Source organism: Arthrobacter sp. UNC362MFTsu5.1, assembly GCF_000685965.1.
Taxonomy (GTDB): Bacteria; Actinomycetota; Actinomycetes; order Actinomycetales; family Micrococcaceae; genus Arthrobacter.
In genome coordinates this window covers 1-16,015 of sequence record NZ_JMLE01000020.1, presented here as the reverse complement: position 1 = coordinate 16,015, position 16,015 = coordinate 1, and the positions used below count along the sequence as shown (strand labels likewise).

14 protein-coding genes and 1 rRNA gene are annotated in these 16,015 nt (G+C 66.8%); 13 read left to right on the top strand and 2 right to left on the bottom strand.

The genetic code is table 11. The features are described from left to right. Nucleotides 1–13: 13 nt before the first annotated feature. The 8 genes from argB to BS38_RS0117080 all read left to right on the top strand — a co-directional run bounded on the left by argB (nt 14) and on the right by BS38_RS0117080 (nt 7,948). Entirely contained in the window at nt 14–961 is a 948-nt protein-coding gene (gene argB, locus BS38_RS0117115; RefSeq protein WP_028271908.1) for an acetylglutamate kinase, read from the top strand. After that, nucleotides 958–2,262 (top strand): acetylornithine transaminase, encoded by a 1,305-nt coding sequence (locus BS38_RS0117110; protein WP_028271907.1) that lies wholly within the window; start codon nt 958–960, stop codon nt 2,260–2,262. Before argB ends, BS38_RS0117110 begins: the two co-directional genes overlap by 4 nt. Further along, the gene (argF, locus tag BS38_RS0117105; protein WP_028271906.1) at nt 2,259–3,266 is read left to right on the top strand and encodes an ornithine carbamoyltransferase; all 1,008 of its coding nucleotides are present in this window, start codon (nt 2,259–2,261) and stop codon (nt 3,264–3,266) included. Before BS38_RS0117110 ends, argF begins: the two co-directional genes overlap by 4 nt. Further along, the gene (locus BS38_RS0117100; RefSeq protein WP_028271905.1) at nt 3,266–3,796 is read left to right on the top strand and encodes an arginine repressor; all 531 of its coding nucleotides are present in this window, start codon (nt 3,266–3,268) and stop codon (nt 3,794–3,796) included. Before argF ends, BS38_RS0117100 begins: the two co-directional genes overlap by 1 nt. 43 nt (nt 3,797–3,839) lie before the next feature. Then, nucleotides 3,840–5,045: an argininosuccinate synthase gene (locus tag BS38_RS0117095; RefSeq protein ID WP_028271904.1), complete on the top strand. Its 1,206-nt coding sequence runs from the start codon at nt 3,840–3,842 to the stop codon at nt 5,043–5,045. Nucleotides 5,046–5,051: 6 nt separating this feature from the next. Further along, on the top strand, nt 5,052–6,491 hold the full coding sequence (argH, locus tag BS38_RS0117090) for an argininosuccinate lyase (RefSeq protein WP_028271903.1): 1,440 nt from the start codon (nt 5,052–5,054) through the stop codon (nt 6,489–6,491). A gap of 148 nt (nt 6,492–6,639) precedes the next feature. Beyond that, the gene (locus tag BS38_RS0117085) at nt 6,640–7,179 is read left to right on the top strand and encodes a pyridoxamine 5'-phosphate oxidase family protein (RefSeq protein ID WP_028271902.1); all 540 of its coding nucleotides are present in this window, start codon (nt 6,640–6,642) and stop codon (nt 7,177–7,179) included. 31 nt (nt 7,180–7,210) lie between these two features. Then, nucleotides 7,211–7,948, top strand: coding sequence for a maleylpyruvate isomerase family mycothiol-dependent enzyme (locus BS38_RS0117080; protein ID WP_028271901.1), 738 nt, complete (start codon nt 7,211–7,213; stop codon nt 7,946–7,948). 60 nt (nt 7,949–8,008) lie between these two features. Here the strand turns inward: BS38_RS0117080 and BS38_RS0117075 are convergent, their stop codons facing one another. Together BS38_RS0117075 and BS38_RS0117070 are read right to left on the bottom strand one after the other, a co-directional pair. Then, nucleotides 8,009–8,503: a methylated-DNA--[protein]-cysteine S-methyltransferase gene (locus tag BS38_RS0117075; RefSeq protein WP_028271900.1), complete on the bottom strand. Its 495-nt coding sequence runs from the start codon at nt 8,501–8,503 to the stop codon at nt 8,009–8,011. A gap of 56 nt (nt 8,504–8,559) precedes the next feature. Next, nucleotides 8,560–10,110, bottom strand: coding sequence for an AlkA N-terminal domain-containing protein (locus BS38_RS0117070; RefSeq protein ID WP_028271899.1), 1,551 nt, complete (start codon nt 10,108–10,110; stop codon nt 8,560–8,562). A 107-nt stretch (nt 10,111–10,217) separates the two neighbouring features. On the opposite strand from BS38_RS0117070, the gene BS38_RS0117065 reads away from it, so the two are divergent. From BS38_RS0117065 to BS38_RS0117045, 5 genes are all read left to right on the top strand, one after another. Further along, on the top strand, nt 10,218–10,895 hold the full coding sequence (locus BS38_RS0117065) for a DNA-3-methyladenine glycosylase (protein ID WP_028271898.1): 678 nt from the start codon (nt 10,218–10,220) through the stop codon (nt 10,893–10,895). Between the two features lie 31 nt (nt 10,896–10,926). Beyond that, a complete protein-coding gene (locus BS38_RS0117060; protein ID WP_028271897.1) occupies nt 10,927–11,484 on the top strand; it encodes an adenine phosphoribosyltransferase in 558 nt (185 codons plus the stop codon). 180 nt (nt 11,485–11,664) lie between these two features. After that, nucleotides 11,665–13,893: a HelD family protein gene (locus BS38_RS0117055; RefSeq protein WP_028271896.1), complete on the top strand. Its 2,229-nt coding sequence runs from the start codon at nt 11,665–11,667 to the stop codon at nt 13,891–13,893. A gap of 153 nt (nt 13,894–14,046) precedes the next feature. Next, nucleotides 14,047–15,360: a tyrosine--tRNA ligase gene (gene tyrS / locus BS38_RS0117050; RefSeq protein WP_028271895.1), complete on the top strand. Its 1,314-nt coding sequence runs from the start codon at nt 14,047–14,049 to the stop codon at nt 15,358–15,360. A 513-nt stretch (nt 15,361–15,873) separates the two neighbouring features. Beyond that, a 16S ribosomal RNA gene (locus tag BS38_RS0117045) occupies nt 15,874–16,015 on the top strand; the annotation flags it as partial.

Here is a 16,015-nt window from a genome sequence, read left to right as displayed (position 1 = left end):
TCCGGGGAGACACATGAGCACCCAGACACGCGCGACCACATCTATCGGCCCCGATACAACCAAAGCTGCCCAGGACAAAGCCGGCACGCTGATCGAGGCCCTGCCCTGGATCCAGCGCTTTGCGGGCACCACCATGGTGATCAAGTACGGCGGCAACGCCATGGTCAACGAAGAACTCCGCCGTGCTTTCGCCGAGGACGTCGTGTTCCTGCACCATGTGGGCATCCACCCCGTGGTGGTCCACGGCGGCGGCCCGCAGATCAACTCCATGCTCAGCCGGCTCGGCATCGAGTCCGAGTTCAAGGGCGGACTGCGCGTTACCACCCCCGAGGCCATGGATGTTGTGCGGATGGTCCTCACCGGCCAGGTGGGCCGCGAACTGGTGGGCCTGATCAACTCGCACGGCCCCTACGCCGTCGGCATGTCCGGTGAAGACGGCGGCCTGCTGCGTGCCGTCCGCACCGGAACCGTCGTGGACGGCGAAGAAGTGGACCTGGGCCTCGTCGGCGAGGTTGTGGGGGTCAACCCGGAAGGCATCGTTGATATCCTGGCGGCCGGCCGGATCCCGGTGATTTCAACCGTGGCCCCGGAGATCGCCGACGACGGCTCCACCACCGGGCAGGTGCTCAACGTGAACGCGGACACCGCGGCGGCCGCCGTCGCGTCCGCCCTGGGCGCGTCCAAGCTGGTCATCCTGACCGACGTCGAGGGCCTCTATGCGAACTGGCCGGACAAGTCGTCGCTGATCTCGTCCCTGACGGCGTCGGAGCTGCGCGAGATGCTGCCGAGGCTTGAATCGGGCATGATCCCCAAGATGGCCGCCTGCCTGAAAGCGGTTGACGACGGCGTGGAACGCGCCCATATCGTGGACGGCCGGCTGCCGCACTCCATGCTGCTGGAAACATTCACCACCGCGGGTATCGGCACGCAGGTGGTCCCGGACGAGGAAACGAACGCATGAGCCAGATTGAAAAGTCCCCGGTAGTCGAGCTCGTCGAAACCAAGGGCCACCCGACCGGTGCCGAGTGGCTGAACCGGTACTCCTCGTCCCTCATGGGCGTTTTCGGCACCCCGCAGCGTGTCCTGGTCCGCGGCGCCGGATGCCTGGTCTGGGACGCCGACGGCAAGGAGTACCTGGACCTGCTGGGCGGCATCGCCGTGAACGCGATGGGCCATGCCCATCCGTTCGTGACGTCGGTGATCTCCAGCCAGCTGGCCACCCTGGGCCACGTCTCCAACTTCTTTACGAGCCCCACACAGATCGCGCTGGCCGAGAAGCTGCTTGAGCTCACCAAGGCGCCGGCGGGGTCCAAAGTGTTCTTCGCCAACTCCGGCACGGAAGCGGTGGAGGCGGCGTTCAAGCTGGCCCGCCGCAACTCCGGTGCGGAGGCGCCCACCGGCACCTCCGGAAACGGCACCGCCGGCCCCGGCAGCGTCGTCAAGCGGCGGACCAAGATCATCGCGCTCGAGGGCGCCTTCCACGGACGCACCATGGGCGCTTTGGCACTGACCGCCAAGGCTGCCTACCGGGCGCCGTTCGAACCGCTTCCCGGCGGCGTTGTCCACATCCCGTTCGGGGACATTGACGCCCTGCTCGGGGAAATCGACGAAACCACCGCGGCGGTCTTCCTGGAACCGATCCAGGGTGAAGCGGGCGTCCGGCCGCTGCCCCCCGGCTACCTGCAGGCAGCACGCGAGGCCACGACGAAGGCCGGCGCGCTCCTGATCCTAGACGAGGTCCAGACCGGCATCGGCCGCACGGGCACGTGGCTGGCCAGTGAAGACGCCGGGATCGTCCCGGACGCCGTGACCCTGGCCAAGGGCCTGGGCGGCGGCTTCCCGATCGGGGCGCTGGTCACCTTCGGCCCTGAGACGTCCTCGCTCCTCACGGCCGGCCAGCACGGCACCACCTTCGGCGGGAATCCGGTGGCAACGGCCGCGGCACTGGCCACCCTGCACGCCATTGAAAGCCAGCGCGTCCTGGACAACGTCCGCACCGTGGGCGAACTCCTCCGTTCCAAACTCGCCGACGTCGACGGCGTCACGGAAGTGCGCGGCGAAGGCCTCCTGATCGGCTTTGACCTGGACGCGGACATTGCCCCCGCCGTAGTGACCGCAGGGCTGGATGCCGGATTCATCGTCAACAGCCCCGGTCCGCGCACCATCCGCCTTGCCCCGCCGCTGATCCTGACGGCCGAACAGGCCGACAGCTTCATCCAGGCCCTGCCCACGCTCCTCCAGACCGCAAAGGATGCCCAGTGACCAGCTCCGCAACCACCCGTCACTTCCTCAAGGACACGGACCTCACGCCGGCCGAACAGGCCGAGGTCCTGGATCTCGCGGTCCGCATGAAGGCTGCGCCCTACAGCGTGCAGCCCTTTGCCGCCGCGGGCAGCGGACGCAAGACCGTCGCCGTCATCTTCGATAAGACGTCCACCCGGACCCGGGTGTCCTTCGCCACCGGCGTGGCCGACATGGGCGGAAACGCCCTCATCATCAATCCGGGTGAGGCGCAGATCGGCCACAAGGAATCGGTGGAGGACACCGCCAAGGTCCTCGAGCGCATGGTCTCCACGATCGTCTGGCGCACCGGGGCGCACTCCGGGCTGGTGGCCATGGCCGAGAACTCCAAAGTTCCGGTCATCAATGCCCTGTGCGATGACTACCACCCCTGCCAGCTCCTCGCCGACCTGCTTGCCGTCAAGGAACACAAGGGCGAGCTCAAGGGCCTCACCATGAGCTACCTGGGCGACTCCGCCAACAACATGGCGAACTCGTACCTGCTGGCCGGCGTGACCGCCGGGATGCACGTGCGCATTGCCGGACCGGACGGCTACCTGCCGGCCGCGGACATCGTCGCTGCCGCGGAGGAGCGGGCCGCGGAAACGGGCGGTTCGGTGCTGATCACCACGGACGCCGCGGAAGCCCTTAAGGGGGCCGACGTCGTCGCCACCGACACCTGGGTTTCCATGGGACAGGAAGCCGAGAAGGAAGCCCGGCTCCAGCTGTTCCGCGACTATTCCGTGGATGAAGCGGCGATGCAGCTCGCGGCGCCGGACGCCGTCGTGCTTCACTGCCTGCCGGCGTACCGGGGCTATGAGATCTCCGCGGGGGTCATCGACGGTCCGCAGTCGATCGTCTGGGATGAGGCGGAAAACCGCCTGCACGCCCAGAAGGCGCTGATGGCGTGGCTCATGCACCGGTCGGGGCTGGCCTTCGTCGACGGTCTCTCGCCCGTTGAAGGAACCGGGGAGAGCACGTTCTAGTGTCCACCAACCCGTCGGTACCGGGCGCGAGCCCGGCCACCAAAACGGCCAGGCTGGCGCGGATCACCGCGATCCTGACCGGTGAATCCGTCCGTTCGCAGGCAGAGCTTGCCGCGCTGCTGGCGGACGACGGCGTCCAGGTCACCCAGGCCACGCTTTCCCGCGACCTCGTGGAACTCGGCGCCGTCCGGGTCCGCGGCAAGGACGGCGTGCTGGTGTACGCCGTTCCGGGGGAGGGCGGGGAGCGTGCAGCCAAGGCCGGAGTCACCCAGGAGATCCTGGATGCCCGGCTCGCCCGCCTGTGCGGCGAACTGCTGGTGACGGCGGAGGCCTCGGCCAATATCGTGGTCCTGAGGACCCCGCCGGGCGCCGCTAACTTCCTGGCACTGGCGATCGACCACTCGGTGATGCCGTCCATCCTGGGGACCATCGCCGGTGACGATACCGTGTTGCTGGTCACGCGGGACCCGCTGGGCGGAGCGGACGTGGCCGCCCGCTTCCTGCAGTTTGCCGAAGAAGCCGGCCAATAAGCTTGAAGACAACCAAGAACCAAACAACTAAGGAGCATTTGAAGTGACTGAGCGTATTGTGCTGGCCTACTCCGGTGGCCTGGATACTTCCGTAGCGATCGGCTGGATCGGTGAAGCGACCGGTGCCGAGGTGATCGCCGTTGCGGTCGACGTCGGACAGGGCGGCGAGTCGCTGGAGACCATCCGCCAGCGTGCCCTGGGCTGCGGCGCCGTCGAGGCCTACGTGGCGGACGCGTCCGACGAGTTCGCCAACGAGTACTGCATGCCCACGCTGAAGGCCAACGCCCTCTACCAGGGCCACTACCCGCTGGTTTCCGCGATCTCCCGCCCGGTGATCGTCAAGCACCTGGTCAAGGCCGCCCGCGAATTCGGCGCCACCACCGTGGCCCACGGCTGCACGGGCAAGGGCAACGACCAGGTCCGCTTCGAAGTGGGCATCCAGACCCTCGGGCCGGACCTGAAGTGCATCGCCCCCGTCCGCGACCTCGCCCTGACCCGCGACAAGGCCATCGCCTTCGCCGAGGAAAAGGGACTGCCGATCGAGACCACCAAAAAGAACCCGTACTCGATCGACCAGAACGTCTGGGGCCGCGCCGTCGAAACCGGCTACCTCGAAGACATCTGGAACGCCCCCACCAAGGACATCTACGACTACACCGCCACCCCGGAATTCCCGCCGGCACCGGATGAAGTCACCATCTCCTTCGAAGCCGGCGTTCCGGTAGCGATCGACGGCGTCAAGGTCACCCCGCTGCAGGCCATCAAGGAACTCAACCGCCGCGCCGGCGCCCAGGGCGTGGGCCGGATCGACGTCGTCGAGGACCGCCTCGTCGGCATCAAGTCCCGCGAGATCTACGAGGCCCCCGGCGCCATGGCGCTGATCACCGCGCACAAGCACCTCGAGGACATCACGGTGGAGCGCGAGCAGGCCCGCTTCAAGGCCACCGTGGGCCAGCGCTGGGCAGAACTGGTCTACGACGGCCAGTGGTTCTCCCCGCTGAAGCGCTCCCTCGACGCCTTCATCGAAGACACCCAGAAGTACGTCTCCGGCGACATCCGCATGACCCTGCACGGCGGCCAGGCGATCGTCAACGGACGCCGCTCCGAGACCTCGCTCTACGACTTCGACCTCGCCACCTACGACACCGGCGACACGTTCGACCAGTCGATGGCGCGCGGCTTCATCGAACTGTGGGGCATGTCCGCCAAGGTTGCCTCCGGCCGCGACATCCGCGTCGCAGGAAAGTAAGAATCGGTGGTTGAGCCCGTCGAAACCAAGAAGGCAGAAGCCACCAACACGGGTGCGCTGTGGGGCGGCCGGTTCGCCGGCGGCCCCGCCGACGCCCTCGCGGCGCTGAGCAAGTCCACGCACTTTGACTGGCGGCTGGCCCGCTACGACATCGCCGGGTCCAAGGCGCACGCCCGCGTGCTGCACAAGGCCGGGCTGCTGGACGACGCCGAGCTCGAAGGCATGCTTGCTGCGTTGAGCCAGCTGGACGAGGACGTCGCGTCCGGCGCCTACCTGCCGGCGGAGTCCGATGAGGACGTCCACGGGTCACTGGAACGCGGACTGATTGAGCGTGCCGGTACCCAGCTCGGCGGCAAGCTCCGTGCGGGCAGGTCCCGCAACGACCAGGTGGCCACGCTGGGGCGGATGTTCCTGCGTGATCACGCCCGGATTGTTGCCCGGGGTGTCCTGGCCACGATCGACGCGCTGGTGGACCAGGCCAAGGCGCACCATGGTGTGGCCATGCCGGGCCGCACGCACCTCCAGCACGCCCAGCCGGTCCTGCTCAGCCACCACCTGCTGGCGCACGCCTGGGCGCTGCTGCGCGATGTGCAGCGGCTGCAGGACTGGGACAAGCGCGCAGGGGTTTCGCCGTACGGTTCGGGGGCCCTCGCGGGCTCCTCGCTGGGCCTGGACCCGGAGGCCGTGGCGGCGGACCTGGGCTTCTTCTCGGCCACGCACAACTCGATCGACGGCACCGCCTCGCGCGATGTCTTCGCCGAGTTCGCCTGGGTGTGTTCGATGATCGGGGTTGACCTCTCCCGCGTGTCGGAGGAAGTGATCCTGTGGGCCACGAAGGAGTTCTCCTTTGTGACCCTGCATGATTCCTATTCCACGGGGTCCTCGATCATGCCGCAGAAGAAGAACCCGGACGTTGCCGAGCTCGCGCGCGGCAAGGCCGGCCGGCTGATCGGCAACCTGACCGGGCTGCTGGCCACGCTCAAGGGCCTGCCGCTCGCGTACAACCGCGACCTGCAGGAGGACAAGGAGCCGGTGTTCGACGCCGCCGACACCCTGGAGCTACTGCTCCCGGCCGTCTCGGGCATGATCGCGACGCTGAAGTTCAACACGGAGCGGATGGAGTCCCTGGCACCCCAGGGCTTCGCGCTGGCCACGGACATTGCCGAATGGCTGGTCCGCCAAGGCGTTCCGTTCCGTGAGGCGCACGAGCTTTCCGGAGCAGCGGTCAAGCAGGCGGAAAGCCGGGACGTTGAGCTGTGGGACCTGACGGACGAGGAATACGCCGCCATCTCAGAGCACCTGACGCCGGAGGTCCGTACGGTCCTGTCCACGGAGGGGTCGCTCAACAGCCGCAACTCCCAGGGCGGCACCGCACCCGCCGCCGTCGAACGCCAGCTGCTCGCCCTCGAGGGCGAGCTCGCCGGCGTGCGGGAGTACGCCGGGTAGCAGTCAGACGCTCTCTCACTTCCTGCCGCTTTTGGGCCCTCGCTCTCTCACTTTCCGCAAGAAAGTGAGAGAGCGTTGGCGGTTTTCGCGCAGGAGCTGAGAGAGCGTTGTGCGTTAACCGCCGGGCGCGCCCCGCTACGATGGCGCCATGAGCGAATCCTTCCGCCGGTACCTCCGCGCCCTGCCGGATTTCCCCGACAACCTGCCGGATTTTGACCCCGCGGTTGCCCCTGCGGACCCGGCCGAGCTGTTCCGGCAATGGCTCGGGGAGGCGCTGGCCGCCGGGGAACGCCAGCCCCATGCGTGCAGCGTGGCCACCGTGGGAGCCGATGTCCAGCCGTCGTCCCGGATGCTGATCCTGAAAGACATCGACGACGACGGCTGGCACATCGCGACGTCCCGCACCTCACGTAAGGGCCAGGAACTCGCGGCGACGCCGAACGCAGCGCTGAACTTCTACTGGCCGCTGCAGGGCCGGCAGGTCCGGGTGGCCGGCCCCGTCGTGGAGCTGTCCGCGGAGGCATCGGCGGCGGACTGGGCCGCCAGGCCTGCGGCGGACGGCAGCGGGAACCCGGACTGGCAGGTCTATGCGGTCCAGCCGCACGAGGTCGAGTTCTGGCAGGCCCGGCACGACCGCCGCCACGTGCGCCACCGCTATGGCCGCGGCCAGGAGCCCGACCTGCGTTAACTGAGATTAACTGTCCGCTACGATGGCGGGTATGACCGCAATCACAACGGACGCGCTGCTCGCCGAACTCCACAAAGCCGCCGACGTCGTTGCCTCCCAGGCCGGCAAACTCACCGACGAGGACGTCCCGGCATCCTCCCTGCTGCCGGGCTGGACACGGGGCCACGTGCTCGCGCACCTGGCCGGTATTTCGAACGCGATGGCCCGGCAATTGGAATTCGCCGCCCGCGGCGAAACCGTGGAACTTTACGACGGCGGCCAAGAGGGCCGCACCAAGGCCATCGAAATGGCAGCCGGCCACAGCCTGGCGGAACACCGGGCCGATCTGGATTCTGCGCTGGAGCGCGCCATGCGTGCCTTCGATTCCTTGGACGCCGGAGCCTGGCAGGTTCCGATTTCCTACCGCGGGGGAGTGGTGCAGGACGGCGGGTTCGCGCTTTGGCAGGAACTCGTGATCCATGCCTCGGACCTGAACACCGGCCTTGGCCCGGAAACCTGGAGCCGGCCCTTCTGCGAGCACCTGTTCGATTTCCTGGCAGCCCGGGTGCCGGACGGGCAGCGGTTCGTGCTACAGCCCCTCGGCCTTCCGCCCGTGACCATCGGCACCGGAAACCGGTCCACCGTCATCAACGGAATGCTGACGGACATCGCGGCCTGGCTCGCGGGGCGCGAACCTTCCCTTGGCAGCCTGCGGGCGTCTGCTGCCGCCGACGGCGTGGATCTTCCGGCGTTGCTGCCCTGGCCCTCGGGCGTTCCGGCCAGCAAGTAGGCCGAGCACCAAGTAGGGCCGGCCGACAGGTTGGCCCCCCGGCCGCCGCCACCGGTCCCGTCAGCCCTTTTCGCGTCCCAGCAGGCTTTCCTTAACAGCGAGTCCCCACCTGAATCCGCCCAGCGTTCCATCTGTGCGTACCACGCGGTGGCACGGCACGAAGAGGGCGGCCGCGTTGAACGCGCAGGCACTCGCCGCAGCCCGGACGGCCCGGGGGTTTCCGGACAGCTCCGCGTATTCGGTGTAGGTGACAGGCCGTCCCGGGCTCACCGTGCGGAGGACGTCCCAGGCATGGCTGCGGAACGGCCCCGATTTCTGCAGGACGGGCACCCGCATGGCCGGTGCCGGATCGCCGTCGTAGAAAGCCTTGACGGCGTCGGAGATTTCGCCCAGGTCCGTGACGGCGACGAATTCATCCGGCAGCAGTTCGGGATGGATCTGTCCGGTCAGCTCCGCAGTCTCGGCAGTCCAGCCGGAGGCCAGGACGGCACCGTCGCGGGCAATGATCGTGAACGGACCGTCCGGAGTGGATATGGTCAGAAGTTCGGCTTTCATTTCTTCACTTTCCTGGGTTAAATCTTCGGTTTGAACTTCGGGGCTGAATCGGCGGCTTAACTCTTCAGGGTTAAATCTGCGGTACGGCGGACAGCTGACGGCGCCGACGCCTGCCGGGCCCGCCTGGGCTTCGGGCTGATGGCGGCCGCCCGCCAAAGGTGCATGGTGGCATATGAACGCCAGGGGCTCACTTCGGTGAAGTCCGGTGTGCCGGCGCCCGCCGGGTTGCCGGCGCTGAGGGCGAGGATGCCGTTGCGGACAGCCGCGTCATTGGCCAGGAACACGTCCGGCGCACCAATCACGCGCATGGCGACGTAGCCCACGGTCCAGGGCCCTACGCCGGGCAGTGGAAGGAGCTTTGATTGCAGGCCGGCGAGGTCGTCCCCGTAGCCGAAGTCAAGGTCACCGGCGGCCATGGCACTGGCTGCGGCCCGCACGGAATCGATCCGCCGTTGGGGTCCACGCAGCAGGCCGAAACCCGGGTCGGCAATCTGGGCAGCTGTGGGAAAGAGCCGGTGCAGTCCGTCCGCGGGCGCCAGGCTCTCGCTCCCGCAGGCAGACAGCTGGGTGAGGGCGGTCCGGGCAGCCGCGACAGTGATCTGCTGGCCGATCATGGCCCGGATCAGCAATTCCTGCGGATCCACGGCCCCGGGCATCCGCATGCCCGGGAAGGTCTTGACGGCAGGGGCCAGCCGCGGATCCGCGGCCAGTGCGCCGTCGATGGCCACAGGGTCGGCGTCGAGATCCAGGAGGCGGCGGACCCGGCTCAGCAGTGACGGCAGGTCCCGGAGGTCCACCGCACCAATGGTGAGGACGAGTGGCCGCCCCGGGGCGCCGGCGTCGTACGTCACGCCAAAGCGGGCGTCAGCGTGCGGGAGCCGCAGGGTCCTGGCGTAAGAGGATGCGGTGCCGGCCTCAATCCCGGGAATGGCCCGGACGGCAAGGAAATCGAAAACGCCTGGGTCGAACGGTTCACGGTAGGGCAGGTTCAGTGTCAGCGCCGTGGTCGCGGCGGGCGCCCGGTGGGCGGTCCCCCGGAGTGCGCTGCCCCGGAGTGCCGTGCCCCGGAGTGCCGTCGGCGTCATGGCGAAGACCTCGCCGATGGTTTCATTGAACTGGCGGACGCTGCTGAACCCCGCTGCGAACGCGACATCGGCGAGCTTCATCTGCGTGGATACCAGAAGCGTCCGGGCGGTCTGGGCCCTGCTGGCCCGCGCCAGCGACAGGGGACCGGCGCCCAGTTCGTGGCTGAGGATCCGGTTGAGCTGCCGGGACGAGTAGCCGAGCCGCGAGGCGAGCCCCTCCACGCCGTCGCGGTTGATCACGCCGTCGTTGATGAGCCGCATCGCCCGCCCCGCAATGTCGGAGCGGATGTTCCACGCCGGCGTGCCCGGAACGGCTTCCGGCAGGCACCGCTTGCACGCCCGGTACCCGGCATCGTGGGCCGCAGCGGAGGTTTCGTAGAACGTGACGTTCTCCGCCTTCGGCGTCCTGGCCGGGCAGGAGGGCCGGCAATAGATGCCGGTTGTCCGGACAGCGGTGTAGAACTGCCCGTCGAAACGGGTGTCGCGGGCGTCGATTGCCCGGTAGCGCTGCCAGAAGTCCATGGCTCCATCCTGTCAGGTCCCCGCAGCGGGGGCTAGCGGAAATCGGACACGGCCGTGGAGGCCCTGGTGCGGCGGCGCTTTGTCAAAGGCTTTGTTAAAGTCAGTGCATGAGCAGCAGGCCGCCGCGCCCCGGACACGAACACGCCGTGCGGCAGGTGCTGTCCGGGGACGCCCGGCACGTGGCGCCCCTGGTGCTTGGCGCTGTACTCACCCATAACAGCCCGGAGGGTGCGGTTTCCGTACGGATCACCGAGGTGGAGGCCTATCTGGGCCCCCATGACTCCCCGCACCCGGACCCCGGTTCCCACACCTTCCGCGGACAGACCGGCCGCAACAAACCCATGTTCGGCCCCGCCGGGCACCTCTACGTCTACTTCACCTACGGCATGCACTATTGCGCCAACATTGTTTGCGGACCGCCCGGAACGGCGTCGGCACTGCTGCTGCGGGGCGGGGAAATAGTGGGCGGCGAGGAGCTTGCCCGGGCCAGGCGGCCGACGTCGAAGTCCTCCAAAGACCTGGCCAGCGGCCCGGCCCGGCTCGCCACGGCACTGGGACTGACGACGGCGGACAGCGGGCGGGACGCCCTCGGTGAACCGTTCAGGCTGGAACTGCCGGTGGCACGGGCACGCGACATCAGCACCGGGCCGCGCGTGGGGGTTTCGGGTGCTGGCGGCAGCCATGCGTATCCGTGGCGGTTCTGGCTGACCGGCGATCCCACCGTCTCGCGCTACAAGGCAGCGAAAGTGCGCCCGGACCGCCCCGAGGCCGCGCCCGGATCGTGAAGAATGGCCTCCACCGGCATAGGGTGGATGCGTGAATCTAAGCGAGCCGGGCCAGGCCAGACGAAACGTTCCCGTGGACCAGCTGATCAACAGCCTCTGCGCGACGGTGCCGGACTACCCCAAACCCGGAATCATTTTCAAGGACCTGACTCCGGTCTTCGCCAACGGTGCCGCCTTCCACGCCGTCGTGGACGCCCTCGTGGAGCCGTTTAAGGGCCAGTTCGACGCCGTTGCCGGAGTGGAGGCCCGTGGCTTCCTCCTGGCGGCCGCTGCTGCCTACGCCACCAACACCGGCGTGATTACCGTACGCAAAGCCGGCAAGCTCCCCCGCAAGGTGATCTCGGAGGACTACGCGCTGGAGTACGGCAGCGCAACGCTGGAACTGCACACCACCGACCTGCCGGCCGGAAGCCGGGTGCTGATTCTCGACGACGTCCTTGCCACGGGCGGCACGCTCGGGGCCGCGACGCGGCTCTTTGAGCGCTGCGGAGTGCACGTTGCCGGAGTGGGCGTGGTCATGGAACTCGGCGAGCTTCGCGGCCGTTCGGCCCTGAGCGGCCACCGCGTCCGCTCGCTCATCCGGATTTAGCGTCGGCCCCGCCGGGCCGTTGAAACCGGGCCGTTGAACCGGCGCCGGTGAACCGGCGCGGGTGTGGACCCGGCGGCCGATGCGGGGAGCGGAAACCCGGGGAACTGAATTGTTTCAGGCGCGTTCAACAAAATGGTTGTAGAATGGACGGTCTGTCTTTTGCGATAGGGGAAAGTCTCGATGCTCGACGCTGATTTGGCCCATGAACGGGACTATGTTGCGGGACTGTATGCCCGCCTTGATGAGTTGCGCGAGGAAAAGCGCACTCAGCTAGCCCAGGTCCGCCGTGCCGGAGCCGTGGGAACAATGCAGAACGTTTCCGAACGGGACGCGTTTGCGGCCCTTTATGAGGACCGCCTGGCGCAGTTGGACGCCGTGGACGACCGGCTGGTTTTTGGCCGCCTTGACCTGGACTCGGGGGAGGCGCAGTACATCGGCCGTATCGGCCTGACGACTGATGACCTCCAGCGGCTCATGGTTGACTGGCGCGCGCCCGAAGCCGGGCACTTCTACCAGGCCACTGCCTTCGACCGCCAGGGCGTGCGCCGCCGCCGCCACCTGATTCTGCAGGGCCGCGAGGTCAAGGCCATTGAAGACGACGTCCTGGACGCCGACATGCTGGCCGACAACGAATCCCTGCAGGGAGAGGGCGCGCTGCTGGCCGCCCTCAACTCCAAGCGCACCGGACGCATGTCCGACATCGTGGGCACCATCCAGTCGGAACAGGACCGGATCATCCGCTCCTCCATCTCCGGCGCCGTCGTCGTCCAGGGCGGCCCCGGAACAGGCAAGACCGCTGTTGCCCTGCACCGTGCCGCGTACCTCCTGTACACCCACCGCGACCGGCTCAAGACGGCCGGTGTGCTCCTTGTGGGCCCGTCGTCGTCCTTCATGAAGTACATTGAGCGCGTCCTGCCGTCACTCGGCGAGACGGGTGTGGTCATGGCGAGCGTCGGGCGGCTCATGCCGGGCATCAATGCCGTACCGGAGCAGGAAGCGGACGTCGCGGCCGTCAAGGGACGGCTGGACATGGCCGAGGTCGTGGCCAATGCGGTGTCCAACCGGCAGCGCATTCCGGCCGAGAACCGGATCCTCGAAGTGGACGGCCGCAAGCTGGTCCTGACCCCGCGCCAGGTGCGCCGGGCCCGGGAGAAGGCCCGCGCCACCCACAAGCCGCACAATGAGGCGCGCCTGACGTTCGTGAAGATCCTGCTGCGCGAGCTGACGGAACAGATGACCGAGCTCGTCGAGGCCGGCAGCATCGGCAATAACGCCGACCGCTCGTACCTCGCCGAGGACGTCCGCACAGCCCGCGATGTCCGCATCGCGCTGAACCTTTGCTGGATGCCGATGACGCCGGAGAAGCTCATCTCCGAGCTGTTCAGCAAGCCGGCCATCCTCGAAGCCTGCACGCCCCAGCTGACCGATGCTGAACGTGCGCTGCTGGCCCGCCCTGCCGACAGTCCCTGGACCGAGGCCGATGTGCCGCTGCTGGACGAGGCCGCCGAACTGCTGGGCGAGCTTGATCCCGCAGCGGGGCGTGGCCTGGCCCAGCAGGAGCACGACCGCGCCCGGGACATCGCCAACGCCAAGCAGACGCTGGTGAACATGGAAACCGCCGGGGTGGACGTCCTGATGACGGCCGAGGAACTCGTGGACCAGAACCAGGAGCGCGAAGCGCGGCTCACCGCGGCGGAACGGGCCACCAGCGACCGCACCTGGGCGTTCGGGCACATCGTTGTCGACGAGGCCCAGGAACTGTCGCCGATGCAGTGGCGCCTGCTGGTCCGGCGCTGCCCGCTGAAGTCGTTCACGATTGTCGGCGACATCGCCCAGACCAGTTCCGTGGCCGGGGCCAAGTCCTGGCAGAGCGCGCTGGAGCCGATGTTCGGCGACCGCTGGCAGCTCGAGGAACTCACCGTCAACTACCGCACGCCGTCGCAGATCGCGGAGGCAGCAGCCAGGATGGCCACTGCCGCCGGACTGGTGATTTCGGCTCCCAAGGCTGTCCGGGAGGGACGCTGGTCGCCGATCATTGACCGCGTGGAGGACGGGGCAGTCGTCAGCCGGCTCGTTGAGGTCCTTCCGGATGAACTGGACGCGCTCGACGGCGGCCTGCTTGCGGTGATTGCCGACGGAGAGCTCCTCCCGCAGGCCACGTCCGCGCTGCGCGCCGCCTACGGCCGCCGGGTCGGTACCGGTGCCGGCAGCTACGAGCAGGACATTGTGGTCATCAGCCCGCGCGAGGCCAAGGGCCTGGAGTTCGACGGCGTAGTGGTGCTCGAGCCGTCCATGATGCTCAACCACGAACACGGACGGGTGGGGGACCTCTACGTTGCCATGACCCGGCCCACCCAGCGGCTGCGGCTCATCTCCGCCGCTCCGGTGCCGGCAGGCATCGAACGCTGATCGCGGCGGTACCCGCTGGGTCCCGGCTGGAACTCGGCTGGCGGGAGGACCGGATTATTCCGGCCTCCCGCCGGTCCGGAGGCACTGTCACGCAACGCTCATTTGACGCCTGCGCAGCGCTGGGGACCGGCCAATCCTGCTAACTTAGATCACGTGTCCCAACTAAATGATCTCGAGTCCCAGCAGAACGATCCGACCTTTGCCAACATCTGGCAGGAGCTCAACTGGCGCGGCCTGGTCCATGTGTCCACTGATGAAGTGGAACTGGAAAAGCTGCTCGCCGGGGACCCGATCACCTATTACTGCGGATTCGATCCCACCGCTCCCAGCCTGCACCTGGGCAACCTCGTGCAGCTGCTCCTTATGCGCCGCATCCAGCTCGCCGGCCACAGGCCGCTGGGCCTGGTTGGCGGATCGACGGGCCTGATCGGTGACCCGCGCCCGACGGCGGAACGTACCTTGAACACCAAGGACACAGTTTCCGAATGGGTCGGGTACCTCCAGGCACAGGTCCGCCGCTTCCTCAGCTTTGACGGCGAAAACGCAGCCAGGATGGTTAACAACCTGGACTGGACCGCTCCCTTGAGCGCCATCGACTTCCTGCGCGACATCGGAAAGCACTTCCGGGTCGGCACCATGCTCCGCAAGGACGCCGTCGCCTCCCGCCTCAGCTCGGATGAAGGCATCAGCTACACCGAGTTCAGCTACCAGATCCTGCAGGGCATGGATTACCTCCAGCTCTTCCGTGACTACGGTTGCGTGCTGGAAACCGGCGGCTCCGACCAGTGGGGCAACCTCACCAGCGGCACCGAACTCATCCGCAAGGTTGAGGGCAAGCACGTGCACGCGCTGGGCACGCCGCTCATCACCAATTCGGACGGCACCAAATTCGGTAAGAGCGAAGGTAACGCCATCTGGCTCGATCCGGAGATGTGCAGCCCGTACGCGTTCTACCAGTTCTGGCTGAACACGGCCGACGCCGACGTCGCCGCTCGATTGAAGGTGTTCACGTTCCTGACCCGTGCCGAGATCGAGGCCCTGGAAGTTTCCATCGCGGAACGCCCCTTTGCCCGCGAAGGCCAGCGCCGGCTTGCGTTCGAAGTGACCTCCCTGGTCCACGGCGTGGAAGCAACGGAAAAGGTCATCGCCGCTTCCGCTGCCCTGTTCGGCGGCGGGGACCTTGCGGCGCTGGACGAACGGACCCTCACGGCTGCAACCGCCGAGCTGCCCTCGGCCCGTGTTGCCGCTGATGGCCTTGGCATCGTGGATCTGCTCGTGGCCTCCGGGCTCTCGGACAGCAAATCGGCTGCGCGCCGGACCGTGGGCGAAGGCGGTGCCTATGTCAACAACACCAAGGTGACCGATCCTGAAGCGGTCATTCCGGGCAGTGAACTTCTGCACGGACGCTACCTGCTCCTGCGCCGCGGGAAGAAGAACCTGGCAACCGTGGAAGTGGCAGCCTCCTAGGGCTGGCAGCTTCCAGGACGTCAAATGCACGCTCCTTTCCGGCCGATTTGCGGGGCCGGGGAGGAGCGTGTATTGTTTTCTGAGTCGCCGCCGCTGAGTGGTGACAGACCCCCTTCAAATGAAAAGCAATTCTTTATGCGCAAGTCGCAGAAATGAAAAATTGCTTCATATTTTGCTGGGCGGATTCACTCCACCAAGTGAACTTCGGAAGAATATCCGGATTTGCAAAGTGGAAATGAATGAAATAAGCTAGAAACATCGCAGCGAAGAAATGATAACAAAGAATTCATTGGAATTCAAGTAATTGTTTGAAAAGTATTCGAATGTGTCTGTTGTTTGAGAACTCAATAGTGTGCCAAGTTTGTTGATACCAATTTTTTGTATTGAATTGGTTGAATTGACTGGATTGTCCATCCCGTGGATGGTCTGGTTTTTACAGCTGGTTTCAAATTTTGTGCATTGTGTGTATCCCGTTTTCCCGGGGGCGCATGGTGTGTCTGTTTTTGTTTTACTTCAACGGAGAGTTTGATCCTGGCTCAGGATGAACGCTGGCGGCGTGCTTAACACATGCAAGTCGAACGATGACCTCCAGCTTGCTGGGGTGATTAGTGGCGAACGGGTGAGTAACACGTGAGTAACCTGCCCTTAACTCTGG

What these genes read in the sequence shown, in the direction of transcription:
- argB (WP_028271908.1), top strand. Translation starts at nt 14, where the DNA reads ATGAGCACCCAGACACGCGCGACCACATCTATCGGCCCCGATACAACC.
- BS38_RS0117110 (WP_028271907.1), top strand. Translation starts at nt 958, where the DNA reads ATGAGCCAGATTGAAAAGTCCCCGGTAGTCGAGCTCGTCGAAACCAAG.
- BS38_RS0117085 (WP_028271902.1), top strand. Translation starts at nt 6,640, where the DNA reads ATGAGCGAATCCTTCCGCCGGTACCTCCGCGCCCTGCCGGATTTCCCC.
- BS38_RS0117080 (WP_028271901.1), top strand. Translation starts at nt 7,211, where the DNA reads ATGACCGCAATCACAACGGACGCGCTGCTCGCCGAACTCCACAAAGCC.
- BS38_RS0117075 (WP_028271900.1), bottom strand. Translation starts at nt 8,503, where the DNA reads ATGAAAGCCGAACTTCTGACCATATCCACTCCGGACGGTCCGTTCACG.
- BS38_RS0117070 (WP_028271899.1), bottom strand. Translation starts at nt 10,110, where the DNA reads ATGGACTTCTGGCAGCGCTACCGGGCAATCGACGCCCGCGACACCCGT.
- BS38_RS0117065 (WP_028271898.1), top strand. Translation starts at nt 10,218, where the DNA reads ATGAGCAGCAGGCCGCCGCGCCCCGGACACGAACACGCCGTGCGGCAG.
- BS38_RS0117055 (WP_028271896.1), top strand. Translation starts at nt 11,665, where the DNA reads ATGCTCGACGCTGATTTGGCCCATGAACGGGACTATGTTGCGGGACTG.